Here is a 26248-nt window from a genome sequence, read left to right as displayed (position 1 = left end):
GGCTCAGCCCGAACGGTGGCGTTGGTGTGCGCCGTTCGCCCTGAGCTTGTCGAAGGGTCCACCTGCGGGGATATCTGAAGCCGTTTCACCAGTCTTCCTTCACCGCCCGCACCGCGTCGCGGCTGGCCGCCGCCTGCCCGGCCAGCCACGCGGTGAGCGTGCCCGCCACCACCACGGCCGCGCACAGCGCGAGCAACCGCGCCCAGGGCAGCACGAGATCCATGGTCCAGTGGAAACTTTGCGGATTGACCACGTGCACCAGCACCAGGCTCACTGCCAGACCGAGGCCCAGACCGGCCAGCGCACCGAGCAGCGTCCAGGCCAGGCCTTCGAGCGCCACCACGCCCAGGATTTGCTGCCGCGTCAGGCCCAGGTGTGCCAGCAGCCCGAATTCGCGTTTGCGCGCCAGCACCTGCGCGCTGAAGCTGGCGGCCACACCGAACAGTCCGATGCCGATGGCCACCGCCTGCAGCCACACGGTGACGGCAAAGCTGCGGTCGAAGATGCGCAGCGACACCGCCCGGATCTGTCCCGACGAGGCGAACTCGATCGAGTCTTCAGATCCCTGCTGCGCGGCCAGCGCGCGGATGTCCTCGCGCACAGCGTTCTCGTCGGTACCCGGGCGCAGGTGCAGGGCGAGGTCGTTCACGCGGGTGTCGCCGGTGAGCCGCACGAAATCGTCGCGGTCCATCGCCACGCTGCCGTGCTGGCGCGCATAGTCGCGCCACACGCCGGCCACGAAAAAGCGCACACCACGCACATTCGGCTCGGCAAAAGCCTGCGCCAGGTCCGGCAACCAGCCGCCGGGTTCGGCGCCGTACAGGTCCACCATGGCTTCGCTCACGTAGACCGGGATGTTGAACTCCCCTTGCGCCGCTGGCGGGGCGGGCAGCGGGTTGCCCACCAGCGGCAGGCTGAGCGCGGCCGATGATTCCTGGGTCAGGGGCCGCGAGAGCAACACCACGGCGGGGCGCACCGGGTCCAGCTGCACCGGTGTGGCGCGCAGGGTGTCCACGCGTTCGACACCGGCCACCCCGCCCACCGCGACCACCAGGTCGGCCGGCAGGTGCGTCGTGTCGTTGCCGCTGCCCCCGCTGCTGCGCACATACAGCTGCGCGGGCAGCACCGCATCGAGCCACTGCGTGACCGAATCGCGAAAGCTCGCCACCATCACGGTGAGGGCGACCGACAAGGCCAGGCTGGCAACCACGCCGCTGGTGGCCACGGCCGCCGTCTCGCGCAGGCGGCGCGCGCGCTCCACCGCCAGCACGGGCAATGCGTGGCGGCTGATGTGCGGTGCGATGCGATCGAGCACAGCGCCCACGGCCAGCGGCAACGCGGCAATGCCGCCCACCAGCAGCAGGCCCACCGACAGGTAGGCCGCCAGGGGAATGCCGCCCACCGGTGGCGCCCAGGCCAGGGCGGCGGCAAGCGCCACCAGCGCCAGCGCCAGCGCATGCCGGCGAGCACCGGTCGCAGCGGGTGCGCCCAGACCTTTCAAGGCCAGCGCGGGCGCCATGCGGGCCGTGGCGCGCGCCGGCCACCAGCCACCCACCACCGAGGCCGCCACACCGAGCAGCCCATACACCGCGGCGGCCCGGCCGCTCCACTGCAGAGGTGGTGCCACGCCCGAAAAGTAGCCACCGCCCAGATCGCCGCCGAGCAGCCCGAGCGCGAGTGCTGCGAGCGCCGTGCCCAGCGCAATGCCGAGCGCGCTGCCCAGCAGGCCCAGCAGCGCCGACTCGGCGAGCACCAGGCGCAGGCGCTCCGCGCCCGAGAGGCCGAGCACACCGAGCAAGGCAAACTGCGGCTGGCGCCGTGCCACCGACAGCGAGAGCACCGAGAACACCAGAAAGGCACCGGTGAACAGCGCCACCAGCGCCAGCACCGTGAGGTTGACCCGGTAGGCGCGCGACAGGTTGCTCACCCGCTCGCCCGACTGTTCGGGCCGCTGCGCGATCACCTGGGCGGGCAGGGCGAGCGAGGCCAGCACCGCATCGGGCTGGGCACCGGGCGCCAGCCGAAGGTCGATGCGGCTGAGCTGGCCCACCTGCGCCATCAGGTCCTGCGCAGCGGCCACATCCATCACCAGCAGTGGCGCGCCCGGGGCGTTCACCCGGCCCGCCACACGCACCGTGCGCAGGCCCGGGCCGCCTTGCAGCTGCAGCGTGGTTCGCTGGCCCAGCGCCTGCGCAGCGGCGGCATTGAGAAACACCGCGTCGGGTGCGAACAGGTCGAAGCGGCGCGCGGCCGTGTCACCGGTTGCGGCTCCGGGGATCGGCATCAAGGCGGGCGACAGGCCGGCCACCACCAGCGCATCGACCCCCATCAAGCGCACGCTCACGCGCTGGCCATCGTCCAGCACGGCCTGCGTGGGGGTTTCCAGCACCGGGCTGGCCAGCGCCACGCCGGGGTGCGCCGCCACACGGTCGAGCAAGGTGTCGCTCAGCAGGCCCTGGCGCGCGCGCAGCGCCACGTCCGGTTCGCCATTGACCGAGCTCACCGCACTCGAGAACTCGGCCAGCGCCGATGCATTGATCAGGTGCACGGCGAACGCCAATGCCACGCCGAGCATGACGGCCACCACGGCCGATGCGTTGCGCCACGGGTGGTGGCGCAACTCTTGCAAGGAGAACGTGGAGAGCAGCGCGCGCATGGTGATCGAGCTTACGCGCAAGCCCTTGCCCGGCGCTCTGGCCAGGGCATGGTGGCTTGCCGCACAGACGAGGCCCTCGTGCACGCGTAACATGGTTCGAGTTTTTCATCACCGTCCCACAGCGCGCATCCCCGCTGCCTCCGGCCCACAAGGTCGATTCGTTTCCTTTTCACGGTGACCCCATGGTTCGCATCCACCTCGCCATCGACCTGCAGTACCAGGTCAACCAGCCCAGCGCCGACTTCATCTTCAATGTGCAGGCCGCCCATTCGCCGCAACAGACCGTGGTGTGGGAAGAGCTGCAGGTCAGCCAGCCGGTGCCCCTGGTGTCCTACACCGACCCCGCCACCCGCACCCGCATCCTGCGGCTGACCGCCGCCCCGGGCCCGCTGCAGCTGCGGTACCGCGCCACGCTCGACATCGTTCACCATGTGGATCCGCCCGACAGCGTGTTCGAGACACCGATCAACCAGTTGCCCACCGAGGTGCTGACCTACATCTACCCCAGCCGCTACTGCCAGTCCGACTGCGTGACCGCCATGGCGAACCAGCTGTTCGGGCAGATGCCGCCGGGATACCGGCGCGTGGAGGCGATCCAGAAGTGGGTGCAGAGCCAGGTGAGCTTCGAGTCGAACACCAGCAACTCCATGACCTCCGCGATGGACACGCTCAACGCCCACAAGGGCGTGTGCCGCGACTTTGCCCACCTCATGATCGCGTTCTGCCGGGCACTCAACATTCCGGCACGTTTCACCACCGCGATCGACTTCGGCGCCGACCCGGCCCTCGGCCCGACCGACTTCCACGCCTATGTGGAGGTCTACCTCGGCCACCGCTGGTACCTGTTCGATCCCTCGGGCACCGCCATTCCCATGGGTTTCGTGCGCATCGGCACCGGGCGCGACGCGGCCGATGCCTCGTTCGCGACGATCTTCGGCCCGGTGACGGCGCAGGCACCGCGCATCGACATCTCGGCGCAGACCAACCCCGCGCACGGCTGGCTGATGCCGGTCCGGCGCCCGGAGGCGCTGTCCACCGATGCCTCCTTCACCTGGGGCCCGGTGTCCCCCGCCTGACGCCCGCAGGCCCTTGTGGCCTAATAGCAGGTTCCGTCACCATTGCAACTTTCTCAGGATCCAGTCATGGGCAACAAAATCGTCACCGAAGCCGACCGCAAAGCCACCCCCCGCCCCACGCCCGTCGCCGGCGTGTCCCTGACCTCCCCTGGCCGTGGCCAGCGCGTGAGTCTGGAGCGTGGCGTGGCCACCCGCAGCAAGAAGAACCCCGGCAAGCGCTCCAAAAAAGGCGGCTGATCGGGCCGGCCCCGGTGGCCGACCTTGCTGAACGGAAAAAGGCCCGCGGTGCGGGCTTTTTTTCGTTCAGCGCTCGAAGCGCAGGAAACGTCCCTTGTAGGCCGTGCCGTCTTCCAGTTGCCGCTCGGCCGCCTGCATGGTGAGCACGAAGCCCAGCAGGCCCATGTCGCGGCCGAATGCCGCGCGGTTGCCGCGGTCGGGGTCGACGATCACGATCTGCGCACCCACCGCCGCATGTCGGTGGATGAACGCCGCCAGCTGCGCGGGCTGCTGGCGTTCGTAGAGCAGGTCGCTGCCCACGATCAGGTCGAACAGCCCCAGGGCCTGGTTGTCGGTGGCGGCCACGCTTTCCCAGTTGCCCGCCTGGTAGGGCATGGGGCCCAGGCCGTTGAGGGCCAGGTTGTGCCGCAGGAAGTCCTCGGTCAGTGGATGCCAGTCGCTGACCGTCACATCGGCACCGCGCCGGTGCATCACCAGGCTGGCCAGCGCCAGGCCCGCGCCGATCTCCAGCACACGCAGGCCCGCCAGCGGTTGCGTGAGCATGGCCAGCGCGAGCACGCGCGAGGACGGCCACACCTGACCGAAATGCGACCAGCCCGCCGCGGGCAGACCGATGGCGGCGGCGGTCTGCCGGGTGTCGGTGTATTGCTGGTCGTCGAGCAGGCAGCGGATGTGCCAGTCGGTGCCGCCGAGCGTGATGGTCTCGGTCTTGACCTGGTAGCCGGGCATGGGGTTTTCCTTCAGGCCCTTGTGGCGGTCTCCGACCGTAGCACGCCCGCTGCACAATGTCCGTGCGCCGCCTCACGCGGCGCACCAACAGGAGTGTTCCCATGGGATGGTTTTCCAAATCGAACGACGGCTTCTTTCTCAGCACCACCACGCCCGAGGGCATCGACCGGGCGCAGTACCTGGGCGTGGTCAATGGCGAAGCCATCATCGGCGCGAACATCTTTCGCGACATGTTCGCGTCGGTGCGCGATGTGGTGGGCGGGCGCGCCGGTGGTTACGAGCGGGCGCTCTCGGGCGCGCGCGATGCGGCGGTGGAAGACCTGGTGGAGGCCGCGCGCGAGATGGGCGCCAACGCCGTCATCGGCATCGACTTCGACTACGAAGTGCTGGGCGAGACCAACGCCATGATGATGGTCGCGGTGAGTGGCACGGCGGTGAAGCTGTAAGCACCCCCCGCCGCGCTGCGCGCGTCCCCCCTCAAGGGGGGCACACTCTGTGGCCCGGCCAAGCCGGTTCCGTGGGTGCTCTGGTTGGAGACACGTCGCTTCGGAGGCCTTGTCCGGGGCGGGTTGTCAGGCCTCGATCTGCATGGACGGGCGGGCCTGCTGCCTGAGGTTCAACCCCCTCGCAGCGCCTTGAGCAGCTTCTGCCCGGCGCGTCCGCTGGCTTCGTGTCCCAGGCGCTGCTGCTCCACGCGGATGGCCGCGCGGCTCTTGTCGCCCAGCATGCCGTCGACCGCGCCGATGTCGTGCCCGCGTGCGATCAGCAGCGTCTGCACCTCGCGGCGCTCGGCGCGCGAGATGCCCGGGTCGTCGGTGGGCCAGGGCGTGGCGAAGGGGCCGCCGCCACGCAGCCGGTCGGCCAGGTGCGCGATGGCGAGGCCATAGCTCTCGGCCGCGTTGTAGCTGTAGATCGCGTCGAAGTTGCGCAGCACCAGGAAGGCCGGGCCTTGTGCGCCGGCGGGGGTCATGAGGCCGGCGCTGGCGCTGGCGGGCAGCGCAGTCCCATCCACGCGCTTGAGACCACGCGCGGCCCACTCACCCATGGTGCGTTTGGTGCGGCGCCCTTCGCCGGTGACGTTGAATCCTTCGGGCAGCTTCACCTCGAAGCCCCAGGACTGTCCGCTCTGCCAGCCCGCCCTGGCGAGAAAGTTGGCGGTGGAGGCGAGCGCGTCGCTGGTGCTGTCCATCAGGTCGGCCTTGCCGTCGCCGTCGAAGTCCACCGCCAGACGCTCGAAGGTGCTGGGCATGAACTGGGTGTGGCCGAAGGCACCCGCCCAGGAACCCACGAGGCGCTCGGGTGCGATGTGGCCGGCTTGCAGGATGCGCAGCGTGGCATAGAACTCGGTGCGGAAATAGGCCTGGCGCCGCCCGAAACACGAGAGCGTGCCGAGTGACTGCACCAGCGGGGATTTGCCGAAGGTCTGGCCGAAGTTGCTCTCCACGCCCCAGACCGCGACCACGGTGGCCGGGTCCACGCCGTAGCGCTCGTTCACGCGTGCGAGCGTCTGGGCATGGCGCTCCAGCATGGCACGGCCCTCGGCCACCCGCTCTTCGTCCACCAGGCCGGCGAGGTAGTCCCAGATGGCGGTGCGGAACTCGGGCTGGAAGTTGAGCTTGTCGATCACGCTCATGTCGGGCGTGAGGTTCTGTGTGTGCAGGGCAAACGTCTCGTCGCGCACGCCGGCGGCACGCGCGGGGGCACGCAGCGTGTTCAGGCAGGTGTCGAATTCGGGGTTGGAGACCGGTGGCGGGGACTGGGCCCAGGCCGCAGACGAGAGCAGGGCGGCGCCCAGGAGGATGCAGGCTTGTTGAAGATTCATCGGGTTGGGAGTGGTGCAGCCCGGCCGCGTTCAGCGAGCCGTGTGAGGAATTGTTTCATGCCGGTTCACCGGTGGAACTTGAGCCGTATCGCATGCGAACACCACAGCCAGAGACACCGAAGGCGACGCGGGGGGTGTTTCTTCAAGCACTCCAGGTGCTGCCGTGCTCAGGCACCAGCGCCTGCCAGCGCAGTTCGATTTCGATGCGGTGGCGCAGCCGGTCCGAGGCTTCCATGTCGCCATGCGTCACGAACACGCGCCGCGGTGGTTGCGGCAGGGCGCGCAGCCAGGCCAGCAGTTGCCCGGCGTCGGCGTGTGCCGAGGCCGACTGGAGCTGCACGATCTCGGCGCGCACCGGCAGGTCCTGACCGTGGATGCGCAGCTGGGTGCCGCCGTTGGCCAGTGTGGCGCCGCGCGTGCCGGGCGCCTGGTAGCCGGTGAGCACCACCATGTTGCGGTGGTCGCCGAGGTACTGCACCAGGTGGTGCAGCACGCGCCCGCCGGTGGCCATGCCGCTGGCCGACAGGATCACCTTGGGGCCGTGCTGGCGGGCAATGGCCTTGGACTCGTCGGCCGTGCGCGTCATCTTCGCCACCTGCGACATGGCGCGACATTGTTCCGCGCTCAGCCGGTGCTCGCCCATGTGGTGCTCAAAAAGTTCGGTGCTGTGGATGGCCATCGGGCTGTCGAGGTACACCGGCAGACTCAAGGGCAGCTGGCCGCTGGCCTTGAGCTGGGCGATGGCGTGCAGCAGGGCCTGGGCACGGCCCACGGCGAACACCGGCACCACCGCCGAGCCGCCGCGCGCGGCCACGCGCGAGAGCGCCGGGCCGAGTTCGGCCAGCACGTCCTCGTCGGGATGATCACGGTCACCGTAGGTCGACTCGCACACCACCACATCGGCGGCCGGGGGCGCGTCGGGCGCGAGCATCAGCGCGTCGTCCGGCCGCCCGAGGTCGCCCGAGAACAGGATGCGCCGCCCGCCCACCTCCAGCAGCAGACTCGCTGCCCCCAGGATGTGGCCTGCGCCCGAGAAGCGAGCCGTCCAACCGTGCAGCGGCTCGAAGGCCTGGTGCATGGCGACGGTGCGAAACAGCTTGAGGCTGTCCAGCGCATCGCTCTCGGTGTAGAGCGGCAGGGCGGGTGAGTGTTTGGAGAACCCCTTGCGGTTGGCGAAGGCCGCGTCCTCTTCCTGGATGTGACCGCTGTCGGGCAGAAGGATTTTTGCAAGGTCGCGCGTGGCCGGCGTGGCCCACACCTTGCCATGAAAGCCCTCGCGTGCCAGCAGCGGCAGGTAGCCGCTGTGGTCGAGGTGGGCGTGGGTGAGCAGCACGGCACCGATGTGGTTGGGCAACACCGGGAGCGGGTCGCGGTTGCGCAGGCGCAATTGTTTGTAGCCCTGGAAAAGACCGCAGTCGACCAGCAGGCTCTGGCCGTCGTGTTCGACCAGGTATTTGGAGCCGGTGACGGTGCCGGCGCCGCCGAGGAATCGGATGTGAACGTTCATTCAAAGCATCTTACGCCCCGCATCTTTTGGCTCGGTTCAGGGCCGCCGCGCCGGGCCGTCCCCAGCAAGGCCGCGCCCCTCGGGGGCAGCGACCCGCGCAGCGGTGGAGCGTGGGGCTCGGTTCAGGGCCGCCGCGCCGGGCCGTCCCCAGCAAGGCCGCGCCCCTCGGGGGCAGCGACCCGCGCAGCGGTGGAGCGTGGGGCTCAGTTCAGGGCCGCATCCAGCAGCAGCATGAAGATGAAACCGGCCAGCAAGGTGCTCGTGGCCATGGTCTCGAACCCGTTGCGGTGAGTCTCGGGAATGATTTCATGGCTGACCACGAACAGCATCGCGCCGGCAGCCAGCGCCAGCCCCATGGGGTAGAAGACCGGCACGCTGCCAAGCACCCACAAGCCCAGGATCGCGCCCAGCGGTTCGGCCAGGCCGGTGAGTGCCGCCACACCCCAGGCCTGGGCAGCGCTGCGGCCCAGGGTGCGCAGCGCCATGGCCACGATCAGTCCTTCGGGCATGTTCTGCAGGCCGATGGCCAGCGCCACCGATGCGCCTGCCTGAGCGCCACCCGCGTCCTCCAGGCCCGCGTAGGCAGCGCCGACCGCCAGGCCTTCGGGCAGGTTGTGGATCAGGATGGCCAGCACCATGAGCCTGGCGCGCTGCACCGCCGCGCTGTCGGCCGGGGTGCCCCAGGCGCCCGTGTGGCCGAGGGCGGCCGGTGGCAGCACCGCGTGTTCGTGCGGCGTGAACCGGTCGATGGCCAGCATCAGGCCCATGCCCAGCGCCAACCCCACGCCGCTGAGCGCAGCGGCACCCGTGGCCGCGCCGCCCATGCCGGCCAGCAGTTCCCTTCCGGCCGCCAGCGAAGGCAGCAGCAGCGCGAAGATGGCGGCGGCCAGCATGATGCCGGCCGAGAACGACATCAGTGCCGCTTCCTGCAGCTTGCTCACCCGCTGCACCAGAAACACCGGCAGGGCGCCCACGGCCGTGGCCACCGCCGCCAGCAGGGACGCCTGCACACCCGCTGCCATGGCGCTGCCGTTGTCCGCTGCGGTCCACCAGGCGCGGGTGGGCGCCCAGAACGTGCTCAGGGCCGCCAGGCCTGCCATGACAAGCAGGCCGGCGCCCAGCGCGAGCAAGGCCTTGCGCAGGGCGTGGGCGGGCACCTGCAGGTCGAGCTCCTGCAGCTGGTCCCAGACGGGGCGGACTTGTCGGATCAGGGCGGCCATGGAAACCTCACAAACGGAAAAACAGACACGGCAGTCAGTTTGACAAAATCTATCGACTTAAGCCAATCGATATTGGCAATGGGGCGCATAGATGCGCAGCCGAAAAAAAGGGGCGCCGCTTGAGCGGCGCCCCCGATGCGTTCATGAAGCCGGTTTTCAGCTGAAGAACGACTTGGCCTTTTCGAACCAGCCCTTGTCGTTCGGGCTGTGCTTGTGGCCGCCCTTCTTGAACGATTCGTCGAGCTCCTTGAGCAGCTTGCGCTGGTGTTCGGTGAGCTTGATCGGGGTTTCCACCGCCACGTGGCAGTACAGGTCGCCGGGGTAGCTGCTGCGCACACCTTTGACGCCCTTGCCGCGCAGGCGGAAGGTCTTGCCGCTTTGCGTGCCTTCGGGCAGATCGATGGTGGCCTTGCCCGCGAGCGTGGGCACGTCGATCTCGCCGCCGAGGGCGGCCACCGTCATGCTCACCGGCACCTGGCAGTGCAGGTCGTCGCCTTCGCGCTCGAAGATGTCGTGCTTGCGCAGGCGCACTTCGATGTAGAGGTCGCCCGAAGGGCCGCCGTTCTGCCCCGGCTCGCCGTTGCCGGTGCTGCGGATGCGCTGGCCGTCGTCGATGCCGGCGGGGATCTTGATCTCGAGCGTCTTCTGCTTCTTGATCTTGCCCTGGCCGTGGCAGGTGGGGCAGGGCTCGGGAATGATCTTGCCGGTGCCGCTGCACTGCGGGCAGGTCTGCTGCACGCTGAAGAAGCCCTGGCGCATCTGCACCTGGCCCTGGCCGTGGCAGGTGCTGCAGGTCTTCACGCTGGTGCCGGGTTTGGCGCCGGTGCCGGTGCAGGTTTCGCAGTCGTCCCAGCTCGGAATCCGGATCTGCGTGTCCTTGCCGCTGGCCGCTTCCTCGAGCGAGATTTCCATCGCGTAGGACAGGTCGGCACCCCGGTAGACCTGGCGGCCGTTGCGCTGACCGCGCGCGCCACCGAAGATGTCGCCGAAGATGTCGCCGAACGACTCGGAGAAGCCGCCGAAACCCTCGGCGCCGGCTGCGCCACCACGCAGGTTGGGGTCCACGCCGGCGTGACCGTACTGGTCGTAGGCCGCCTTCTTCTGCGGGTCGGACAGCATCTCGTAGGCTTCTTTCGCCTCCTTGAAACGCTCTTCCGCCGCCTTGGCCGCATCGCCCTGGTTGCGGTCAGGGTGGTGCTTCATCGCCAGCTTGCGATACGCCTTCTTGATTTCCTCGTCCCCGGCATTCTTGGGCACGCCCAGCACTTCGTAAAAATCGCGTTTGGCCATGGTGTTTGGGGGCTCGACAGCCCCTGGCAGTTCGGTTGGAACACAAACGCCGCGGCAGGTTGCCCTGACGCGGCGGATGATCGAAAGGGCTCAGCGAATCAGGACTTCTTCACTTCCTTGACTTCGGCGTCGACCACGTCGTCGTCGGCCGCCTTGTTGCTGCCCGGGTTCTCTGCACCGCCGGCCGCGCTGGCCTGCTCGGCCTGCGATGCGGCGTAGAGCTTCTGGCTGGCGGTCATCAGCGCCTCGGTCTTCGCTTCGATGGCTTCCTTGTCTTCGCCCTTGGCCGCTTCTTCCGCGTCCTTCAGGGCCGACTCGATGGCTTCCTTCTCGGCGGCTTCGAGCTTGTCGCCGTGCTCGCCCAGGCTCTTCTTCACGCTGTGCACCATGGCCTCGGCCTGGTTGCGCGCCTGCACCAGTTCGACCTTCTTCTTGTCGTCGGCGGCATTGAGTTCGGCGTCCTTGACCATCTGCTGGATCTCGGCTTCGCTCAGGCCCGAGTTCGCCTTGATGGTGATCTTGTTTTCCTTGCCGGTGCCCTTGTCTTTTGCGCCCACGTGCAGGATGCCGTTGGCGTCGATGTCGAACGACACCTCGATTTGCGGCATGCCGCGCGGCGAGGCCGGAATGCCCTCGAGGTTGAACTCGCCGAGCAGCTTGTTGCCCGATGCGATTTCACGCTCGCCCTGGAACACCTTGATCGTCACGGCCGGCTGGTTGTCCTCGGCGGTCGAGAACGTCTGCGCGAACTTGGTCGGGATCGTGGTGTTCTTCTGGATCATCTTGGTCATGACGCCGCCCATGGTCTCGATGCCCAGGCTCAGCGGGGTCACGTCGAGCAGCAGCACGTCCTTGCGGTCACCCGACAGCACCTGGCCCTGGATGGCAGCACCCACGGCCACGGCTTCGTCGGGGTTCACGTCCTTGCGTGGCTCCTTGCCGAAGAACTCCTTGACCTTCTCCTGCACCTTGGGCATGCGGGTCATGCCGCCGACCAGGATGACGTCGTGGATGTCGGACGCGCTGATGCCGGCGTCCTTGATGGCCATGCGGCAGGGCGCGATGGTGCGCTCGATCAGTTCTTCCACCAGGGCTTCGAGCTTGGCGCGCGTGAGCTTGATGTTCAGGTGCTTCGGGCCCGATGCGTCGGCCGTGATGTAGGGCAGGTTCAGGTCGGTGGCGGCCGAGCTGGAGAGCTCGATCTTGGCCTTCTCGGCGGCTTCCTTCAGGCGCTGCAGGGCCAGAACATCCTTGCTCAGGTCGACGCCCTGTTCCTTTTTGAACTCGGCAATGATGTAGTCGATGATGCGCTGGTCGAAGTCTTCACCGCCCAGGAAGGTGTCGCCGTTGGTGGAGAGCACTTCGAACTGCTTCTCGCCATCGACGTCGGCGATCTCGATGATGGACACGTCGAACGTGCCGCCACCGAGGTCGTACACGGCGATCTTGCGGTCGCCCTTTTCCTGCTTGTCCAGACCGAAGGCCAGGGCCGCGGCGGTGGGCTCGTTGATGATGCGCTTGACGTCCAGGCCGGCGATCCGGCCGGCGTCCTTGGTGGCCTGGCGCTGTGCGTCGTTGAAGTACGCAGGCACCGTGATCACGGCCTCGGTCACCGGCTCGCCCAGGTAGTCCTCGGCGGTCTTCTTCATCTTGCGCAGGATGTCGGCACTGACCTGCTGGGCCGAGATCTGCTTGCCGCGCACTTCCACCCAGGCGTCGCCGTTGTCGGCCGCCACGATGGTGTAGGGCATCAGGTTGATGTCCTTCTGCACTTCCTTCTCGGTGAACTTGCGGCCGATCAGGCGCTTGATCGCGTAGAGCGTGTTGCGCGGGTTGGTCACGGCCTGGCGCTTGGCCGAGGCGCCCACCAGCACTTCACCGTCTTCCTGGTAAGCCACGATCGACGGCGTGGTGCGGGCACCTTCCGAGTTCTCGATCACCTTGGTGGTGTTGCCCTCCATGATGGACACGCACGAGTTGGTGGTGCCCAGGTCAATGCCGATGATTCGTCCCATGTTGTGACTCCGTCTGGAAAAAGATTGTTGAAAACGATGTGGATGAGGTGTGGATAAGACGGGCGCTTTCAAGAGCTCCGTCGCTCCGGAAACTTATTTGGGTGCGGTGACCGTGACCAGGGCCGGTCGCAGCACGCGGTCGGCAATGGAATAGCCCTTTTGCAGCACGCTCACCACGGTGTTGGGCTCCTGGGCGGCCGGCACCATGCTGATGGCCTGGTGCTGGTGGGGGTCGAACTTCGCCGAACTCGACGGGTTGATCTCCAGCACACGGTGGCGCTCCAGCGCGCTCTTGAGCTGTTTGAGCGTGGCCTCGGACCCTTCGCGCAGCTGCTCGCGGGTGGCTTCGGTGATGGCCAGGCCAGCCTCCAGGCTGTCGGCCACGGGCAGCAGGCTCTCGGCAAAGCTCTCCACCGCGAACTTGCGCGATTTGCTGATCTCTTCCTCGGCGCGGCGGCGGGTGTTTTCGGCTTCGGCCTTGGCGCGCAGGAACTGCTCGGCCAGGTCGGCGTTCTGCGCCTTCAGCGTCGCCACTTCGTGGCTCAGGGCATTGATCGCTTCCGCCTCGGCCAGTGCGGCGGCCGCCATCGCCTCTTCGGGACTCACGGGCGCGCTGGGTTCCAAGGCGGCGTTGTCGGCAGGCGGGTTGTCTTGGCTCATGGAAATGAATGGAAAAGTTCGTGAAAAAGGAGGGGCCATGCAGACCGCAGGGAATCACTTGGGGGCATCGGGCCGGTTTTCAAGAAGGCGACAGCCCTTCGACCGTCCGGGGCCCACAATCGGCCCCTTTCCAACAGACGACTCAACAGGTTGAACCCATGAAACTCTTTCGCCATGGACCCGCGGGTGCCGAGAAACCCGGGCTGATCGACGCCAGCGGAACGCTGCGCGATCTGTCGGGTGTGGTGGCCGACATCCACCCGGCCACCCTGGGGCGTGATTCTATGGCCCGTCTGGCCGCGCTGGACCCGACCGGTCTGCCCGCCGTGCCCCCCGGCACCCGGTTCGGCCCCTGCGTGGGTGGCGTGGGCAACGTGATCGGCATCGGCCTGAACTACGCCGACCACGCGGCCGAGGCCGGTCTGAAGGCCCCGGGCCAGCCCATCGTGTTCAACAAGCACAGCGGCGCCATCAGCGGGCCCGACGACGACGTCTGGCTGCCACCGGGTGCACAGAAGCTCGACTGGGAAGTCGAGCTGGGCATCGTGATCGGGCGCACCGCCTTCCATGTGAGCGAAGACGAGGCGATGGGTTTTGTCGCCGGCTTTTGCCTGGTCAACGACGTGTCGGAGCGGGCTTACCAGATGGAATACGAAGGTCAGTGGGCCAAGGGCAAGAGCTACCCCACGCACTGCCCGATCGGGCCGTGGCTGGTGACGCCCGACGAGCTGGGGGATCCGCAGGACGTGGACCTGTGGCTCGATGTGAACGGCGAGCGCCGCCAGACCGGCAACACCCGCACCATGATCTTCGGCGTGAAGACCATCGTGAGCTACCTCTCCCGTTTCATGGCCTTGCAGCCCGGCGATGTGATCCCCACCGGCACGCCGCCCGGCGTGGGCATGGGCCACAAGCCGCCGATGTACCTGAAAGCCGGGGACGTCGTGAGCCTGGGGGCGCGCGGACTCGGAGAACAGCGTCAGGTGGTGGTGGCCAGCCCCGCCGCCTGATCAGGCGCCGGGCTGCGGCGCGGTGGCATTGGCCGCCACGCGTGCCTGCTGGTGCGACCACTTGCCGGCGAACTGCTGCACGTCGCTCAGGCGGCGCGCGAGGTCGGCGCCCAGTGTGGTGAGCCGGTAGCCCTGGCCGGTGTGGTCCACCAGGTGCGCGGCGCGCAACTCCTTGATGCGGGTGTTCAGGGTGTTGGGCGTGACACCCCCGACGCTGTCCTGGAGCAGGCGGAAGGTCTGGGGGTGGCCGTCGGAGAGTGCCCAGATGACCCGCATGGCGTAGCGCGATTCAAGCAGGTCGAACAGCTGGATCACGGCGGCGTTGTCTTTGGCACTCATGCGGATTCTCCTGGGAGGCCTGGCGAAAGCCTGAAGGAGAACTATAGACACGAAGCCCGGCTGCTACCAGTTTGCTAGCTGCGTGCGCTGCAGCAATGTGGCGCAAAGGCCGACTGCTACGGATTTACCCGGATTGTCAGGCGGCCGTGCCGCGGTAGACCTTGCGCAACAGGGTGGTGAGCGTCTGCAGCTCGCCCCGGGTGAGCGTGTGCGTGGCTTCCTGTTCGAGTTGGGTGGCGGTCTTCTGCGCCTGGGCGTGCAGGCGCTGTCCGGCCGGGGTCAGGTGCAGGCCCTGGGCCCGTCGGTCGGTGGGATGGGGCTGGCGCTCGATCAGGCCGCGTTTGTGCAGGGCCTTGACCATGCCCACCAGGTTGGGCGGCAGGATGTCGAGTGCCGCGCAGATCTGGCGGGAGGTCACGCCGGGGTTGTGCGCCACCACCGTGAGCACCGAGAAGTCGACCGGGCGCAGGTCGAAGGGCGCCATGCGGCGCAGGAACAGCGCAATGATGGTGAGCGCGGCGCGTCGTGCGTTGTAGCCCAGCAGGGATTCAAGGTACGACGTGTCCACCTCGGGCGCGTCGACCGGGGCGCCCGCTGCGTTGCCCGGGGCTCCATCGGCCAGGAGAACGTCGCCGGTGTCTTTCTTGCGTGGTCCGCGCGGACGGCGCATGGCATTGGCGGTGGAGGTTTCGGGCATCGTCAGAGCATAGCCGCCTGTGCAGGCGCAGCCGCCAGAGTGGCGTGCATCATGTCCATGCGCATGGCGAATTCGGGCCAGACCCAGCGCCAGAACGCGGCATGTGCCGTGGCGTCGTGGCCCGAGGCGCTGGACAGGCGGCCCCAGGCCCAGGCCATCAGCAGCAGGGCCTGGGCGCGCAGGAAATCGTCGGCCAGCCAGAACGCTTGTGCGTCGGCCGTGCGGCTGCCGGGCACCACCTGCTCGCGCACGAAGTCGGCGAAGGTCTGCAGCGCCTGCCGGGTTCGCGGGTCCTGCCCGGGCTCTGCCGCGAGTTCACCCAGCAAGGTCTGCAGCGCGAGACCACCATCGGGCAGGGTCTTGCGCACCAGCAGGTCGATCGCCTGGATCTCGTTGGTGCCCTCGTAGATCATGGCCACGCGCGCGTCGCGCACGTGCTGCTCGATGCCCCATTCGCGCACGTAGCCGTGGCCACCGAACACCTGCAGGCAGGCGCTGGCGCCGCTGAAGGCCTGTTCGGTCCAGGCCGACTTGAGCACGGGTGTGACCAGGCTGCACCAGCGCGCGGCGGCTTCGCGCTGCGCGGCCTCGGGGTGGTGCTTCTGCGTGTCGAGTTCGAGTGCGGTGCGGTAGGCGACCACCCGCCCGGCGTCGATCCACGCACGCTGGGTGGTCAGGATGCGCTGCATGGCGGGGTGCAGGCCGATCAAGTCAGCCTGACCGGCCTTGCTGGCGCTGCCGGGTGACCGCATCTGCCTGCGTTCCTGCGCGTACGCATGCGCCTTCTGCCACGCGGCATCCAGCAGACCGATGCCTTGCAGGCCCACCAGCAGGCGTGCGGCATTCATCATCACGAACATCGCGTTCAGCCCTTTGCCCGGCTCGCCCACGATGGACGCAGCGGCTTCGTCAAACCGCATCACGCAGGTCGGGCTGGCGTGAATGCCCATCTTCTCTTCGATGCGTTCGCAGTGAACGCTGGACCGGGTTCCATCGGTTTGGTGCTTCGGCACCAGAAAGAGCGACAAGCCCTTGGGCCCCGGCGGTCCGTCCGGCAGGCGCGCCAGCACCAGGTGCACGATGTTGTCGCTGAGGTCGTGCTCACCGCCCGAGATGAAGATCTTGGTGCCGCTGAGCGCAAAGCGCCCGTCGGGCAGCGGCACGGCGCGGGTCTGCACCAGGCCCAGGTCGCTGCCGGCGTGCGGCTCGGTCAGGCACATGGTGGCCAGCCATTCGCCGCTGGCCAGCTTCTGCAGGTAACGCGCCTTCAGCTCGGGGCTGCCGTGGTGACGGATGCATTCGTAGGCACCGTGCAGCAGGCCCGGGGCCATGGTCCAGCCATGGTTGGCGGCGTTGAGCATTTCATGCAGCACCGCCTCCACCGCGGTCGGCAGTCCCTGGCCGCCGTCTTCCACCGCGCAGGCCAGCGAAGGCCAGCCCGCCTGCCAGAAGGCCTGGTAGGCATCGCGAAAACCCGGTGGCATGGTGACCGCGCCGGCCTTCCATTGCGCGCCGGTCTCGTCGCCACTGCGGTTGAGCGGGGCGATCACCTCGCCGACGAATCGCCCGGCTTCCTCGATCACCTGGGTGAGCAGGGCGGTGTCGGCGTGTTCGCGCATGGCCGGCAGTTCGGCCAGGCGCTCGTGGGCACGCAGGACGTCGAACAGCACGAAGGCGTGGTCGGCAGCGCGGGGCTGGTGGGCGTTCATCGGTGGCGGCGCAATGCTCAGGACTCGGCGGTGAAGCCGATCTTCTTCACCAGCGGGCCCCAGAACTCGAAGTAGTACTGCATGCTCTTTGCCATGTCATCGGCACTGCCTCCCACCGGCACCATGCCCGAGAGGGCCAGCGAGTCGATGACCGTCTTTTCTTTGAGCGCGGCATTGATCGCTGCATTCGCGTTGGTGATCACCGCGGCAGGTGTCCTGGCCGGCGCGTAAAAGCCGAACCACTCTTCCACCACCAGGTCGGAAAAGCCCTGTTCGGCAAAGGTGGGCACCTCGGGCACGAAGGGCGAGCGGGTCTTGCCCGAGGTGGCGATGATGCGCAGCTTGCCGGCGCGGTGGTTGGCCAGGAAGTCGCCGTGCGGCGTGACCATGCTGGCGAGCTGGCCGCCGATGACGTCGGTGATGCCGGGAATGGAGCCGCGGTACGGCACATGCTTGAGATCGACGCCGCTTTCCAGACCGAGCAGGGCACCCAGAAAGTGCGGCGTCGAGCCGGCGGCGGGCGAGCCGTAGTTGGCGTCCTTGGGGTTGGCCTTGGCCCAGGCCAGGTAGTCCTTCACCGACTTCACCGAGGCCGGCACCATCGGGCCCACCGCCAGTCCGTGCGTGAGCAGCGAGGCCATGCAGACGGTGGCGAGGTCCTTGAACGGGTCGTAGCTCAGCTGCTTGTAGATGTGCGGGTAGATCGCCGTCATCGAGTAGGGCGTGAGCAGCAGCGTGCTGCCGTCGGGCGCGGCGTTCTTCACCGATTCCACCGCGATGCGCCCGGCCGCCCCGGTCTTGTTTTCCACCACGGCAGCGTTCTTCGTGTAGGCGCTGCCGCCGAGTTTTTCGCCGATGCGCCGGCTGGTCACGTCGGCGCTGCCGCCGGCAGGAAATCCATTGACGATCTTCACCTGCTCCAGGCCCTGCGCGTGGGCATGGTGCAGGCCGAGCGAACCCAGCAAGGTGGTGGCGGCGGTGGCCTGGACGAACTGGCGGCGTGTGGTCATGGTTGTCTCCGGGGTGGGTGGTCGGTTGGGAAAGCGCTTCGCAAGGAACGGGGAAAGCTGGGGCAGGGCGGCTTCAGGTGCACAGCGCCTTGATGTCCTCGGGCACGGGAATCGCCTTGATGCGGTCGGGTGCCTCGGGCGGGTGGATCACGAAGGCGCGTGTCTCGGTGCCTTCGCACAAAACGTCGTCACCACGTTTGACCACATGCAGGTGCATGAACACCTTCTCGCGCCACTCGGTCACGCTGGTGTGGATCTGCAGGCGCTCGCCGTAGGTGGCCGGGCGCATGAACCTGGTGTGGATCTCCAGCAGCGGCGTGCCCACGATGCCGCGCGTCTTGACCAGTTCGCGCCAGGGCGGCACGCCGTTTTTCACGAAAAAGTTCAGCGAGGACGCGTCCATCCATTTGGAGAAGTTGGGGAAGAACACGATGCCGGCCGGGTCGCAGTCGCCGAACATCACGTCCACTTCGTACACGACAACTTTGCTCATCTTGGTGCCATGCGAAGGGCGCCGTCCAGGCGGATCACCTCGCCGTTCAGGTGCGTGTTGGTCACGATGTACGCGGCCAGCGATGCGAACTCTTCGGGCTTGCCCAGGCGCGGCGGGAACGGAATGCTGGCCGCCAGCGAGGCCTGCACCGGCTCGGGCAGGGTGCGCATGAGCGGTGTGCTGAACAGGCCCGGTGCGATGGTGCAGACCCGGATGCCGTGCTGAGCGAGGTCGCGCGCCATCGGCAACGTCATGCCCACCAGTCCACCCTTGGACGCGCTGTAGGCCTGCTGTCCCACCTGGCCGTCGAACGCGGCCACGCTGGCGGTGAACACCATCACACCGCGCTCGCCGTCTTCCAGTGGCTCCAGCTTGGCGCAAGCTGCGGCGAACAGCCGGCTGGCGTTGTAGGTGCCGATCAGGTTGACCGTGACCACCTTGGCGAAGTCTTCCAGCGGTGCCGGCGAGCCGTCCTTGCCCACCACGCGCCTGGCGCTGCCGATGCCGGCGATGTTCATCAGGATGCGGGCCGGGCCGTGAGCGGCCGCTGCAGCATCCATGGCGGCCTGCAGGCTCTCGGTGTTGGTGATGTCGCAGTGGCAGGCGATGCCGTTGATCTCGCTGGCCACGCGTTTTGCGTTGTCCAGGTTGACGTCGAGCACCGCCACCTGGGCGCCCAGGCGAGCAAGTTCGCGCGCAGTGGCCTCACCGAGGCCCGAGCCACCGCCGGTGACGAGGGCGGCGTGTCCTTGAATGTTCATGGTGTTGTCCTTGTGTTCATTTGTTTGTGTTTTCAATCAGCAGGGCCATGCCCTGGCCACCGCCCACGCAGGCGCTGGCGATCCCGTAGCGCTGGCCGCTGCGCTGCAGTTCGCGCGCCAGCGTGAGCGTGAGGCGCACGCCGGTGGCGGCCAGCGGGTGGCCGAGGGCAATGGCGCCGCCGTTGACGTTGAGGCGGTCGAGGTCCATGCCGAGTTCGCGCGCCACGGCCAGGGTTTGTGCGCCCTGTGCTTCGTTGACCTCGAAGCGCGCGATGTCGCTCATCGGGAGCCCGGTGCGCTCCAGCAGCAGCCGGATCGCCGGCGCCGGGCCGATGCCCATGATCTCGGGCGGCACGCCCACGGCCGATGCAGCGACCACGCGCGCCAACGGCTGCTTGCCGTTGGCTTTCGCGTAGGCGCCCGATGCGACCACGCAGGCCGCCGCCGCGTCCACCAGCGCCGAACTGTTGCCACCGGTCTGCACGCCGCCTTCGAACACCGCGCGCAGCCTGGCCAGCACCTCCACCGGCGAGACGCGCGGATGGGTGTCGGCGCTCACCTCGGTGGCCTTGCCCTGCAGCCTGATGCCGCGCGCCTGGTAACCGGCGAGTTCGAACTTCTCGCTGATCACCGGCACGATCTCGCCGGCGAGGAAGCCGCTCTCCTGCGCCGCCACCGCCTTGGCGAACGAAGCCGAGGCAAACGCATCCACTTCCTCGCGCGTGATGCCGTATTGCTTCGCCAGGTTCTCGGCGGTCTGGATCATGTTGATGCCGGCCGCCGGGTCCTTGAGCGCCTCCCACATGTAGTCCTTGAAGCCCACCGGCGCACCGAGCTTGAAACCGGTGCGGTGGTCGAAGGCGGCGATCGGATTGCGCGTCATGTTCTCGGTGCCCACCACCAGCGCCGCGTCGCACGCGCCACCCTGGATGTGTTCACCGGCCTGGCGAAACAGCTCGAAACCGGTGCCACAGATGCGCTGCGCCATGATGGCCGGCACCTCCACCGGCACCCCGGCGTACAGCCCGATGTGGCGCGGCAGGAAGAACTGGTCGAAGTCGCCGGGCGCCATGTTGCCGGCGATCACCGAGCCGATGTGTTCGCCCGGCACGCCGGCGCGCGCCAGTGCTTCGCGCGCGGCCTTGATGCCGAGGTCGGTGGGCGAGATGTGGCCGAGTGCGCCGCAGTAGTCGACCATGGGGGTGCGCACGCCGGCCAGCAGCCAGACGTCGTCGAAGGCGTTGAAGAATCCGCGGGTGGTCATGTTTTGTCTTGCTCTGGTTGCAGGATCGCGTGCAGCGTGCCGTCGTGCAGGCGCGCCACGGTTTCGGCACGGTGGGCCAGCACGGCGCGCTGGTTGATCGAGCCCTTGTCGGTGATCTCACCGCGGTCGATCGTGGGCGGGTCGGCCAGCAGGCACAGGCGCGCGATGCGGCTGGCGCTGCCGGTGGCGTGTTTCGCCAGTTCGGTCACCACCCGCTGGAAGTGCTCGAGCACCGGCGCGCTGTTGAGCACGTCGTGCAGGGAGGCCTCGGTGCCCATGCTGCTGAGCCCGCGCACCAGTGGCGTGGGAAACACCATGGCGCCGACTTCCTTCATGTTCAGGCCGGTGATCACCACGTCCTGGATGTAGGGCGCGCCGGCGGCGATGATCTTCGCGCGCAGCGGGCCCACGCTCACGAAGGTGCCGGTGGCGAGCTTGAAGTCCTCGGCAATGCGGCCATCGAACTTCAGGCCCTGGTGGATGTCGGTCTCGTCGATCCATTTCACCGCGTCGCCGGTCTTGAAGAAGCCTTCTTCGTCAAAGGCCTCTTCGGTCTCGGAGGGCATGCGCCAGTAGCCCGGCGTGATGTTGGGCCCCCGGTAGCGCACTTCGGTCTTGCCATCGCTGTCCACCAGCTTGAGTTCCAGACCCGGCGTGGGCAGGCCCAGGTCGCCCGCTTTCACCGTGGGGCTGGTCACGAAGATGCCGAACGGGCCGGACTCGGTCATGCCCAGGCCGGTGCCCATGACGATGCGCTCGCCGATCTCGCTCTCCTGCACCGCGTGCAGGGCGTCCCAGACCGGCTGCGCCAGCGCCGCGCCGGCGTAGAAAAACATGCGCACGCGCGACAGCAGCATCCTGCGCAGGGCGTCGTCGGACTGCATGGCGTTGGCGATCGCCTCGAAGCCGGTGGGCACGTTGAAGTACACCGTGGGTGCGATCTCGCGCAGGTTGCGCAGCGTCTCGGCCATCAGCGCCGGCGTGGGCTTGCCGTCGTCGATGAAGAGCGTGCCGCCGTGGAACAGCACCATGCCGAAGTTGTGGTTGCCGCCGAAGGTGTGGTTCCAGGGCAGCCAGTCCACCAGCACCAGCGGGCTCTCGGCCAGCACCGGCATCGATGCCGTCATCTGCTGCTGGTTGGCGCACCACATGCGCTGCGTGTTGATCACCGCCTTGGGCATCTTGGTCGAGCCCGAGGTGAAGAGGAACTTGACGATGGTGTCGGGCCCGGTGGCGGCCATGGCGGCGTCCACGGCCGGGCTTGCTTCGGTGGCCAGCAAGGACGCAAACGAGGTGGTGGCGCGACCCGGCACGGTGCCTTCGGTGGTCACCAGCTCCACGTCCTCACCCAGCGTGGCCAGCATGGCGCGGCTGTAACGTGGCGCATCGCTGGCAAACACCAGGCCGGGCGTGAGCGTCTTCACCACGTGGTGCAGCTTGTCGAAATCCTGGCTGACCAGCGAGTAGGCAGGCGAGGTCGGGCAGTAGGCCACGCCGGCGCAGATGCAGCCCAGGGCCAGCAGCGCGTGTTCAAGGTCGTTTTCACTCAGGATCAGCACCGGGCGCTCGGCCGACAGGCCGCGGTCGAGCAGGCCCTGGCCGATGCGGCGCGCGGCGTCGAGTGCCTGTGCGAACGTGATGTGGCGCCAGTCCCCGGTGCTGCCGTCGGCGTTCTTTGTGCGACGCGCGAACACGGTCTGATCGGGACGCGTGCGCGCCCAGTGCACCAGCCGGTCGGTGATGCGCTCGGGGAAGGGCGGCAGGTCCTGGTCGGCGCTGAGGTAGTGCACACCGGTGGCGCCGTCGCGCAGCGTGGCGCGGGTGACACCGAAGGTGAGGGGGCGGTACTTCACTGCGGTCATGTTGTCTCTGCTGTTGTCGTGATCGGTTCGAAAATCCGGCTTCATCGGCGCACGTGCCTGCTTCCAGAGATGCCGCGGAACTGGCTTCGCCAGGCCGCAGGCATCGCCCCCCTCAGGGGGGTGACGCCGAAGGCGGCGCGGGGGGAGCGACGTCAGTCGCCTTTCACTTTCGCTGCGCGGCCTTCCAGGAAGGCGCGCACGCGGGTTTTCGCTTCGGGATCGCTCTGCGCGATGGCGGCCATCATGGCTTCGGTGAGGTAGCCCTGGTCGGCTGGCTGTTCGGCGATGCGCGGCAGTGCGTGCATCAGCGCGTAGTTGGTCAGCGGTGCGTTTTGCGCGATGCGTGCGGCCAGTTCCATGGCCTTTTCCAGCGCCGCGCCTTGCGGCACCAGGTACTGGGTGAGGCCGATGCGTTCGGCCTCGGGTGCCTTGTAGACGCGGCCGGTGAACATCATGTCGGCCATGCGGGCCGCGCCGATGAGGCGCGGAATGCGCACCGAGCCGCCGCCGCCCACGAAGATGCCGCGCGAGCCCTCGGGCAGCGCGAAGAAGGCCGACTCGTCGGCCACGCGGATGTGGCAGGTGCTGGCCAGTTCCAGCCCACCGCCCACCACCGCACCGTGCAGGGCCGCCACCACCGGCACCGGGCCGTATTGCACGCACTCCAGCGCGCTGTGCCACATGCGTGAATGGTGCAGGCCCTGGCCGGCGTCGCGTTCGCTGAGTTCGGACAGGTCCAGGCCGGCGCAGAAGTGGTCGCCGCTGCCGTGGATGACGGCGGCGCGCACACCGTGCGGCATGGCCTGGAACATGTCGCGGATCGCCAGGATCAGGCCGTCGTTGAGCGCGTTGCGCTTGGCCGGTCGGTTGAGCGTGATGACGGCGATCTCGCTCGATGCACCCTGCAGGCTCAGGCTGATGTCGGTGGAATGAATGGGCATGTGGGTGTCGGCTTTGGCCGTTTGTTCGGGGTTTTTGCGCTTGAACTGCACCTTGATTATGGTTATAAACAATAACCAAAACAAGCCAAACCCGTCCGACCGGCCCCCGTGTTTTCCCTAGGTCTGACTCCCCACCCAACCGCTTCGAGAGAGACACACATGGACCACAAGAACCTCATCGCCATCGACATCCACACCCACGCCGAGGTGAGCTGCCGCAACCCCTTCGACAACTACGGCGAGGAGTACGACCGCGCCGCCGACAAGTTCTTCGGCAGCAACCGCCGGCCCACCATCGCCGAGACGGTGACTTACTACCGCGAGCAGAAGATCGGCCTGGTCATGTTCACCGTGGACAGCGAGTCGCAGCTGGGGCGCCGGCGCATCCCGAACGAAGAGATCGCCCAGGCCGCGCGCGAGAACAGCGACATGATGATTGCGTTTGCCAGCATCGACCCGCACAAGGGAAAGATGGGCGCGCGCGAGGCCGAGCGTCTCATCCAGGAGGAGGGCGTCAAGGGTTTCAAGTTCCACCCCACGGTGCAGGGCTACCACCCCTACGACAAGATGGCCTGGCCGATCTACGAGGTGATCAACGCGCACAAGCTGCCTGCGATCTTTCACACCGGGCACAGCGGCATCGGTTCGGGCATGCGCTGCGGTGGTGGACTGCGGCTGGAGTACAGCAACCCCATGCACCTGGACGATGTGGCCATCGACTTTCCCGACATGCAGATCGTCATGGCGCACCCCAGTTTTCCCTGGCAGGACGAGGCGCTCAGCGTGGCCACGCACAAACCCAATGTGTGGATCGACCTCAGCGGCTGGAGCCCGAAGTACTTTCCCAAGCAACTCGTGCAGTACGCCAACACGCTGCTGAAGGACCGCATCCTGTTCGGCAGCGACTTCCCGCTGATCACGCCCGAGCGCTGGATGAAGGACTTCGAAGTCGCAGGCTTCAAGCCCGAGGTGATGCCCGGCATCCTGAAGGGCAACGCGGTGCGGCTTCTGGGCTTGTCGTGAGAGCAGCCCCCACGCTCATCGTTTCACGTATCGCTGCCCCCCGAGGGGGAGCGCCAGCGCCTTCGGGCGGCCGGGCGGCGCTGGCATGAAAGCCTTTGCGACGCTCGCGGACATTGAAGTGCTGGAGCGCGCGCCGCTGGCAACGACGGCACCGCACCGCACGCCGTACGAACTCATCCGCGCCACCGCCGCGCGTTTCCCCGATCGCGAGGCCCTCACCTTTCTGCCCGACGCCGGCCTGGCGACACCGCCACAGCGTGTGAGCTACCGCGAACTGCTGGCCCATATCCACCGCGCGGCCAATGCGTTCCGCGCACTGGGTGTGCATGAGGCCGATACCGTGGCCATGCTCGCGCCCAACACGCCCGAGGCCCATGCCGTGCTCTGGGGTGCGCAGCTGGCGGGCCGCGTGTGTCCGATCAATTTCCTGCTGCAGCCCGGGCACATCGCCGCGCTGCTGCAGGCCTCGGGTGCCAAGGTTCTGGTGGCCCTCGGGCCGAGCCCCGAACTGGCGGTGTGGTCGACGGCGCTGGCGGTGCAGGCACTGCACGCCACCACGCTGGTGCCCATCGCGGTCAGCGAGGCGGTGCCCGGCACGCCGTCGCTGCAAGACCTGATGGCCGATCAGCCCGACACGCTCACCTTCGAGCCCGACCTGGACCCCGAGCGGGTGGTGGCCTTGTTCCACACCGGGGGCACCACCGGCGCGCCCAAACTGGCGCAACACACCGCACGCAACGAGGCCCACACATCGTGGTTCGCGCATGCTTTCTACGACATGGACGAGCAGGCGGTGGAGGTCAACGGCTTCCCGCTGTTCCACGTGGCGGGTGCCTTTGTCTACGGGCTGGCGCTGCTGGCCATCGGTGCGCGCCAGGTCTTGCCCACCCTCGTCGGCATGCGCAACACCGGCTTCGTGCAAAGCTACTGGCAGTTCTGCGAGCGCGAGCACGTGACGCACCTGGCCTGCGTGCCCACGGTGCTGGCGAGCCTGCTGGCTGTGCCGCTGAACGCGAACATCGCAACGGTGCGCGCCGCCTTCACCGGCGGCTCGCCGCTGCCGGCCGAGCTGGCGCAGCGCTTCGAGGCCGCCACCGGCATCCCCGTGCGCAACATCCTGGGCATGACCGAGTGCGCCGGGCTGGTGAGCATCGAGCCCTTGCGGGGTCCGCGCACGCCCGGTTCGGCCGGCCTGCGCCTGCCGTTCACCGAGGTGCGTGCGGTGCCCTGGCGCGATGGCGAGGCCAGGCTCGATGAGCGCTGCGCCGCGGGTGAGACCGGCGTGCTGGTGCTGCGCGGTCCGCACATGAGCCCGGGCTACCTGGATGCGACACGCAACGCCGGCCTGTTCGAGCAGGGCTGGATCGTCAGCGGAGACCTCGGGCATCTGGACGAGGCCGGGCGCATCCACATCACCGGCCGCGCCAAGGACGTGATCATCCGCGGCTCGCACAACATCGACCCCGGCCTGGTGGAAGACGCCTTCATGGCGCATCCCGCCGTGCTGCAGTGCGCGGTGGTGGCCGAGCCCGACGCCTACGCGGGTGAGGTTCCGGTGGCTTTTGTGGTGCTGCGCGCCGGCGCAGAGATGGACAGCGAGACGCTGCTGCGCGAGGTGGCGCCGCAGGTGTACGAGCGGCCGGCTTGCCCCAAACGCGTGGTGCTGGTGAATGCCTTGCCGCTGACCGCCATCGGCAAGGTGTTCAAGCCCACGCTGCGCCTGCGTGCGATCGAGATCCGGCTGGGCGAGATCGCGCAGGCGCTGGCGCCGCAGCGCGCGGTGCAGGTGCAGGCCAGCGACGAGGGCGGCCGCCAGCGCGCGCTGATCAGCCTGTCAGGCGCGCCCGACGCGGCACTGGCTGAACAGCTGGGGCTTGCACTGGCGGCAATCGCGGTGCCGGTCGACATCCGCTTTCACTGAGGATGC

Annotated in this window: 23 protein-coding genes; 6 read left to right on the top strand and 17 right to left on the bottom strand. The window is 68.0% G+C overall.

Annotated elements, in window-relative coordinates:
• Nucleotides 1-85: 85 nt before the first annotated feature.
• Nucleotides 86-2656, bottom strand: a complete 2571-nt coding sequence (locus tag QUV35_RS04385) for an ABC transporter permease (RefSeq protein ID WP_300871319.1) — start codon at nucleotides 2654-2656, stop codon at nucleotides 86-88.
• A gap of 182 nt (nucleotides 2657-2838) precedes the next feature.
• Between QUV35_RS04385 and QUV35_RS04380 the strand changes: the two genes are divergently transcribed.
• On the top strand, nucleotides 2839-3732 hold the full coding sequence (locus QUV35_RS04380) for a transglutaminase family protein (RefSeq protein WP_300871137.1): 894 nt from the start codon (nucleotides 2839-2841) through the stop codon (nucleotides 3730-3732).
• A 66-nt stretch (nucleotides 3733-3798) separates the two neighbouring features.
• Complete coding sequence (locus tag QUV35_RS04375; RefSeq protein WP_172823098.1) at nucleotides 3799-3969, top strand: hypothetical protein; 171 nt, start codon at nucleotides 3799-3801, stop codon at nucleotides 3967-3969.
• A 66-nt stretch (nucleotides 3970-4035) separates the two neighbouring features.
• On the opposite strand, the gene QUV35_RS04370 is transcribed toward QUV35_RS04375, so the two are convergent.
• A complete protein-coding gene (locus QUV35_RS04370; RefSeq protein ID WP_300871135.1) occupies nucleotides 4036-4698 on the bottom strand; it encodes an SAM-dependent methyltransferase in 663 nt (220 codons plus the stop codon).
• Nucleotides 4699-4799: 101 nt separating this feature from the next.
• Here QUV35_RS04370 and QUV35_RS04365 point away from each other — a divergent pair, with 101 nt between their 5' ends.
• Nucleotides 4800-5144 (top strand): heavy metal-binding domain-containing protein, encoded by a 345-nt coding sequence (locus QUV35_RS04365; protein ID WP_300871134.1) that lies wholly within the window; start codon nucleotides 4800-4802, stop codon nucleotides 5142-5144.
• Nucleotides 5145-5314: 170 nt separating this feature from the next.
• Here the strand turns inward: QUV35_RS04365 and QUV35_RS04360 are convergent, their stop codons facing one another.
• The 6 genes from QUV35_RS04360 to grpE all read right to left on the bottom strand — a co-directional run bounded on the left by QUV35_RS04360 (nucleotide 5315) and on the right by grpE (nucleotide 13212).
• Nucleotides 5315-6520, bottom strand: coding sequence for a lytic murein transglycosylase (locus QUV35_RS04360; RefSeq protein ID WP_300871132.1), 1206 nt, complete (start codon nucleotides 6518-6520; stop codon nucleotides 5315-5317).
• A gap of 142 nt (nucleotides 6521-6662) precedes the next feature.
• Complete coding sequence (locus QUV35_RS04355) at nucleotides 6663-8027, bottom strand: MBL fold metallo-hydrolase (protein WP_300871130.1); 1365 nt, start codon at nucleotides 8025-8027, stop codon at nucleotides 6663-6665.
• Between the two features lie 203 nt (nucleotides 8028-8230).
• On the bottom strand, nucleotides 8231-9247 hold the full coding sequence (locus QUV35_RS04350) for a ZIP family metal transporter (protein WP_300871129.1): 1017 nt from the start codon (nucleotides 9245-9247) through the stop codon (nucleotides 8231-8233).
• Between the two features lie 156 nt (nucleotides 9248-9403).
• Entirely contained in the window at nucleotides 9404-10537 is a 1134-nt protein-coding gene (gene dnaJ, locus QUV35_RS04345; RefSeq protein WP_300871128.1) for a molecular chaperone DnaJ, read from the bottom strand.
• Nucleotides 10538-10635: 98 nt separating this feature from the next.
• A complete protein-coding gene (dnaK, locus tag QUV35_RS04340; RefSeq protein WP_300871127.1) occupies nucleotides 10636-12624 on the bottom strand; it encodes a molecular chaperone DnaK in 1989 nt (662 codons plus the stop codon).
• Nucleotides 12625-12645: 21 nt separating this feature from the next.
• Nucleotides 12646-13212 carry a nucleotide exchange factor GrpE gene (grpE, locus tag QUV35_RS04335; RefSeq protein ID WP_300871126.1) on the bottom strand — a complete coding sequence of 189 codons (567 nt, stop codon included), beginning with the start codon at nucleotides 13210-13212 and terminating at the stop codon, nucleotides 12646-12648.
• Nucleotides 13213-13370: 158 nt separating this feature from the next.
• On the opposite strand from grpE, the gene QUV35_RS04330 reads away from it, so the two are divergent.
• Nucleotides 13371-14222 carry a fumarylacetoacetate hydrolase family protein gene (locus tag QUV35_RS04330; RefSeq protein WP_300871124.1) on the top strand — a complete coding sequence of 284 codons (852 nt, stop codon included), beginning with the start codon at nucleotides 13371-13373 and terminating at the stop codon, nucleotides 14220-14222.
• Here the strand turns inward: QUV35_RS04330 and QUV35_RS04325 are convergent, their stop codons facing one another.
• From QUV35_RS04325 to QUV35_RS04285, 9 genes are all read right to left on the bottom strand, one after another.
• Complete coding sequence (locus tag QUV35_RS04325; RefSeq protein ID WP_300871122.1) at nucleotides 14223-14561, bottom strand: winged helix-turn-helix transcriptional regulator; 339 nt, start codon at nucleotides 14559-14561, stop codon at nucleotides 14223-14225.
• A 136-nt stretch (nucleotides 14562-14697) separates the two neighbouring features.
• Nucleotides 14698-15258: a MarR family winged helix-turn-helix transcriptional regulator gene (locus tag QUV35_RS04320; RefSeq protein WP_300871120.1), complete on the bottom strand. Its 561-nt coding sequence runs from the start codon at nucleotides 15256-15258 to the stop codon at nucleotides 14698-14700.
• A 2-nt stretch (nucleotides 15259-15260) separates the two neighbouring features.
• Nucleotides 15261-16967, bottom strand: a complete 1707-nt coding sequence (locus QUV35_RS04315; RefSeq protein WP_300871118.1) for an acyl-CoA dehydrogenase family protein — start codon at nucleotides 16965-16967, stop codon at nucleotides 15261-15263.
• Nucleotides 16968-16984: 17 nt separating this feature from the next.
• A complete protein-coding gene (locus QUV35_RS04310) occupies nucleotides 16985-17977 on the bottom strand; it encodes a Bug family tripartite tricarboxylate transporter substrate binding protein (protein ID WP_300871117.1) in 993 nt (330 codons plus the stop codon).
• Between the two features lie 73 nt (nucleotides 17978-18050).
• Entirely contained in the window at nucleotides 18051-18470 is a 420-nt protein-coding gene (locus tag QUV35_RS04305; protein ID WP_300871116.1) for a thioesterase family protein, read from the bottom strand.
• Nucleotides 18467-19231: an SDR family NAD(P)-dependent oxidoreductase gene (locus QUV35_RS04300; protein ID WP_300871114.1), complete on the bottom strand. Its 765-nt coding sequence runs from the start codon at nucleotides 19229-19231 to the stop codon at nucleotides 18467-18469. Before QUV35_RS04300 ends, QUV35_RS04305 begins: the two co-directional genes overlap by 4 nt.
• Before the next feature lie 16 nt (nucleotides 19232-19247).
• Nucleotides 19248-20495: a thiolase family protein gene (locus tag QUV35_RS04295; RefSeq protein ID WP_300871113.1), complete on the bottom strand. Its 1248-nt coding sequence runs from the start codon at nucleotides 20493-20495 to the stop codon at nucleotides 19248-19250.
• Nucleotides 20492-22357, bottom strand: coding sequence for a feruloyl-CoA synthase (locus QUV35_RS04290; RefSeq protein WP_300871111.1), 1866 nt, complete (start codon nucleotides 22355-22357; stop codon nucleotides 20492-20494). Before QUV35_RS04290 ends, QUV35_RS04295 begins: the two co-directional genes overlap by 4 nt.
• Before the next feature lie 152 nt (nucleotides 22358-22509).
• Nucleotides 22510-23298, bottom strand: coding sequence for a crotonase/enoyl-CoA hydratase family protein (locus QUV35_RS04285; protein ID WP_300871109.1), 789 nt, complete (start codon nucleotides 23296-23298; stop codon nucleotides 22510-22512).
• Nucleotides 23299-23457: 159 nt separating this feature from the next.
• On the opposite strand from QUV35_RS04285, the gene QUV35_RS04280 reads away from it, so the two are divergent.
• The gene (locus tag QUV35_RS04280; protein ID WP_300871108.1) at nucleotides 23458-24321 is read left to right on the top strand and encodes an amidohydrolase family protein; all 864 of its coding nucleotides are present in this window, start codon (nucleotides 23458-23460) and stop codon (nucleotides 24319-24321) included.
• 85 nt (nucleotides 24322-24406) lie between these two features.
• A complete protein-coding gene (locus QUV35_RS04275) occupies nucleotides 24407-26242 on the top strand; it encodes an AMP-binding protein (RefSeq protein WP_300871107.1) in 1836 nt (611 codons plus the stop codon).
• The last annotated feature ends 6 nt before the right edge of the window (nucleotides 26243-26248 follow it).

This window comes from Hydrogenophaga sp., from assembly GCF_030373225.1.
Taxonomy (GTDB): Bacteria; Pseudomonadota; Gammaproteobacteria; order Burkholderiales; family Burkholderiaceae_C; genus Hydrogenophaga.
Note: the sequence above shows the minus strand (reverse complement) of the source record. Positions and strands in the feature narration are given on the sequence as shown.

What these genes read in the sequence shown, in the direction of transcription:
- QUV35_RS04350 (WP_300871129.1), bottom strand. Translation starts at nt 9,247, where the DNA reads ATGGCCGCCCTGATCCGACAAGTCCGCCCCGTCTGGGACCAGCTGCAG.
- QUV35_RS04295 (WP_300871113.1), bottom strand. Translation starts at nt 20,495, where the DNA reads ATGACCACCCGCGGATTCTTCAACGCCTTCGACGACGTCTGGCTGCTG.
- QUV35_RS04290 (WP_300871111.1), bottom strand. Translation starts at nt 22,357, where the DNA reads ATGACCGCAGTGAAGTACCGCCCCCTCACCTTCGGTGTCACCCGCGCC.
- QUV35_RS04285 (WP_300871109.1), bottom strand. Translation starts at nt 23,298, where the DNA reads ATGCCCATTCATTCCACCGACATCAGCCTGAGCCTGCAGGGTGCATCG.
- QUV35_RS04380 (WP_300871137.1), top strand. Translation starts at nt 2,839, where the DNA reads ATGGTTCGCATCCACCTCGCCATCGACCTGCAGTACCAGGTCAACCAG.
- QUV35_RS04325 (WP_300871122.1), bottom strand. Translation starts at nt 14,561, where the DNA reads ATGAGTGCCAAAGACAACGCCGCCGTGATCCAGCTGTTCGACCTGCTT.
- QUV35_RS04370 (WP_300871135.1), bottom strand. Translation starts at nt 4,698, where the DNA reads ATGCCCGGCTACCAGGTCAAGACCGAGACCATCACGCTCGGCGGCACC.
- QUV35_RS04315 (WP_300871118.1), bottom strand. Translation starts at nt 16,967, where the DNA reads ATGAACGCCCACCAGCCCCGCGCTGCCGACCACGCCTTCGTGCTGTTC.
- QUV35_RS04305 (WP_300871116.1), bottom strand. Translation starts at nt 18,470, where the DNA reads ATGAGCAAAGTTGTCGTGTACGAAGTGGACGTGATGTTCGGCGACTGC.
- QUV35_RS04280 (WP_300871108.1), top strand. Translation starts at nt 23,458, where the DNA reads ATGGACCACAAGAACCTCATCGCCATCGACATCCACACCCACGCCGAG.
- dnaJ (WP_300871128.1), bottom strand. Translation starts at nt 10,537, where the DNA reads ATGGCCAAACGCGATTTTTACGAAGTGCTGGGCGTGCCCAAGAATGCC.
- grpE (WP_300871126.1), bottom strand. Translation starts at nt 13,212, where the DNA reads ATGAGCCAAGACAACCCGCCTGCCGACAACGCCGCCTTGGAACCCAGC.
- QUV35_RS04320 (WP_300871120.1), bottom strand. Translation starts at nt 15,258, where the DNA reads ATGCCCGAAACCTCCACCGCCAATGCCATGCGCCGTCCGCGCGGACCA.
- QUV35_RS04375 (WP_172823098.1), top strand. Translation starts at nt 3,799, where the DNA reads ATGGGCAACAAAATCGTCACCGAAGCCGACCGCAAAGCCACCCCCCGC.
- QUV35_RS04365 (WP_300871134.1), top strand. Translation starts at nt 4,800, where the DNA reads ATGGGATGGTTTTCCAAATCGAACGACGGCTTCTTTCTCAGCACCACC.
- QUV35_RS04360 (WP_300871132.1), bottom strand. Translation starts at nt 6,520, where the DNA reads ATGAATCTTCAACAAGCCTGCATCCTCCTGGGCGCCGCCCTGCTCTCG.
- QUV35_RS04300 (WP_300871114.1), bottom strand. Translation starts at nt 19,231, where the DNA reads ATGAACATTCAAGGACACGCCGCCCTCGTCACCGGCGGTGGCTCGGGC.
- QUV35_RS04310 (WP_300871117.1), bottom strand. Translation starts at nt 17,977, where the DNA reads ATGACCACACGCCGCCAGTTCGTCCAGGCCACCGCCGCCACCACCTTG.
- QUV35_RS04355 (WP_300871130.1), bottom strand. Translation starts at nt 8,027, where the DNA reads ATGAACGTTCACATCCGATTCCTCGGCGGCGCCGGCACCGTCACCGGC.
- QUV35_RS04385 (WP_300871319.1), bottom strand. Translation starts at nt 2,656, where the DNA reads ATGCGCGCGCTGCTCTCCACGTTCTCCTTGCAAGAGTTGCGCCACCAC.
- QUV35_RS04330 (WP_300871124.1), top strand. Translation starts at nt 13,371, where the DNA reads ATGAAACTCTTTCGCCATGGACCCGCGGGTGCCGAGAAACCCGGGCTG.
- QUV35_RS04275 (WP_300871107.1), top strand. Translation starts at nt 24,407, where the DNA reads ATGAAAGCCTTTGCGACGCTCGCGGACATTGAAGTGCTGGAGCGCGCG.